The sequence below is a fragment of the Cytobacillus firmus genome (assembly GCF_023715565.1).
GTDB classification, from domain to species: Bacteria; Bacillota; Bacilli; order Bacillales; family Cytobacillaceae; genus Cytobacillus; species Cytobacillus firmus_C.
In genome coordinates this window covers 1-478 of sequence record NZ_JAMBOJ010000150.1, presented here as the reverse complement: position 1 = coordinate 478, position 478 = coordinate 1, and the positions used below count along the sequence as shown (strand labels likewise).

General features: G+C 55.9%; 1 protein-coding gene. It reads left to right on the top strand.

Annotated features, from left to right (window positions below; translation table 11 throughout):
- Positions 1-67: 67 nt before the first annotated feature.
- A partial coding sequence (locus M3205_RS25200; RefSeq protein WP_251172366.1) for a LysR family transcriptional regulator occupies positions 68-478 on the top strand: 411 nt, incomplete at its 3' end.

Below are 478 nucleotides of genomic sequence, written 5' to 3'. Positions count from 1 at the left end.
ATAGAGAGCCGCCGAAGCGGACAGAAATGAATTAAAATCATCGCAGGTATAGTCTCAGGGAATAATTATGGATATCCGAACGCTGCGCTATTTCGTTGAAGTGGTTCGTCAGCAGAGTTTTACTCGCGCGGCGGAAAAGCTGTTTGTCACACAGCCCACCATCAGCAAGATGCTCAAGAATCTCGAAGATGAGCTGAACTGCACGCTGTTGATCCGCGACGGCCGCAAACTGCTGCTCACCGATACCGGGCGCGTCGTTTTTGAACGCGGCCAGGCGATCTTGGGCGAGTTCAGCCAGCTGGAGTCAGAGCTGAGCGATATCAACCACCTGCATAAAGGGGTGCTGCGGCTTGGCATTCCGCCGATGGTCGGGATGTTGATGGCTGAACCGATCAGTCGCTTCCGCCAGCGCTACCCGGGCGTCGAGCTGAAGATCGCCGAGTTTGGCGGCCTGACGGTCCAGCAGGCGGTCAGTAAT